We start from the raw sequence: 1560 nt of genomic DNA, 5'->3' as shown, positions 1-1560 counted from the left end.
GAGTAGGTCGCCGCCGGCATAAAAAGTTTATTGTTGTGGGTCGTGGTAGCCAGTTCCCGTGTGGGGTGGGGTGCTGCGGCCCACTTTTTGTTACCCACGAGTAAACAACATTAACTAGCGTTTTAGTGCTGATAGTCTTTTCCGGCTTAGGACGGTTTGCCATTAGGTCGGTTTGATTGCGGCGGATATGCAAACCTTTAGTCGACCGGCAGCAAACCCACGAGCAAATCAGAATCAAATACGTCGGTCGTACAACGATTACTGGTGCATACCGGCAACTAGCCAAAGAGCCGATGCAGTACCTCTAGCCATTCCAATGAACGGCTCCGATCAACCATGTTGTTAGAGCCGGTCAAATTTGCTTTGTGTTCAAGACAGGGGTCGACGTGGTTGAGTCAATCAACTAGCAAGCAGCGAGTTTCTCCCATGTCCTTATCTTGGTACGAAACGTAGTGAGGGGGCAACAGTGTTGATATGTACCCACTTCCACACCGGTCATACTGACGGAGTGGAAGACGCCCACGCTCGCTGCCCAGACTCAAACAGCTCTGCTTCGGCCAGTCAGGGTACCAGTTGGATTACCTCGGCGAGTAGAACGTCGAACCGATTAATCAGATCTCGGGGTGGTATTAGCTCCCAGTGTTGGTAGAAAGACTCGTAAAAGCTACCTAGCTAATCGCATTTGAAACTAGGAGCTGCAGTCACCACCTCTTTGTCCGCTTGCTCTTTCCGCTCCCAGCTAAGCAGTAATTCCATCCAGTCCAATAGGTTCGCGATAGTCTGCCGGGGGCGTGCGGTCTATTCCCTCAATGAGCATTTGCCCACCATCATCGGGAACACCCTCGAACTTGCGGATGAATAGACACCCGCGCTTAGTGGTCTCTGATTCAATATCGCTTTCGGATTCATATGGTTTCACCTCACATTCTCGGTGGAGCACTCTATATCCGAGGTATTCATGCGTATGTTCAAGTGTTCTGGGGTTAGTTCCGCTTTTTACGACTCTGGGTTGATGAAATAGGCAAGGTAGCACTTGGTTTGCGCTTCCCGTGGTGTGGCTAGTCCAGAACTTGTGTATCCGCATAATTCTTTACCAATGCATCGTCCGCAAAGTGGCAAGTTCGACTTCCGTTTCTATGTTCACGAGTCTTGCGTATGAATGAGTCTTGTCTTGTAGAGAGTGTCGACTCCCTCAGTTGGAGTGTCGTGTTAAGAATCGTGGAACGTGGTGATGCTCGGACGGATTCCAGGACTGAGATAGGAACTAGATCCAGCACGCTTCACTTACTGCCTCGCGCGTGTTGTTGTTAGATTGCTTATGGCTGTTAATGTGCTGATGCGCGTTACAAAAGGCTCCGTGAACTGCGGGTTCGCTTTATGTGTGAAGTGTGTGTAATGTATCCGGGGTCAGCGCGACAGGGCGATGTGATTGCTTGTTGTGGTGATGTGGGGGAGAGTTTACTTTGTATTCACGGTCGGTTTGACTTGTGTTTGCAGTGAAGGTAGAGTCTTCTTCTGCTGCTCATGTGGTGGTTGCCCTGGTTTGGGGTGGTTGTCTTC

General features: G+C 50.1%; 1 protein-coding gene. It reads right to left on the bottom strand.

Going from position 1 to position 1560, the window contains the following annotated elements; all coding sequences use genetic code 11:
• Positions 1-672: 672 nt before the first annotated feature.
• On the bottom strand, positions 673-756 hold the full coding sequence (locus HMPREF2878_RS11545) for a hypothetical protein (RefSeq protein ID WP_246821960.1): 84 nt from the start codon (positions 754-756) through the stop codon (positions 673-675).
• Between the last annotated feature and the right edge of the window lie 804 nt (positions 757-1560).

The sequence above is a fragment of the Corynebacterium sp. HMSC065H09 genome, from assembly GCF_001812845.1.
Lineage (GTDB): Bacteria > Actinomycetota > Actinomycetes > Mycobacteriales > Mycobacteriaceae > Corynebacterium > Corynebacterium jeikeium_D.
Note: the sequence above shows the minus strand (reverse complement) of the source record. Positions and strands in the feature narration are given on the sequence as shown.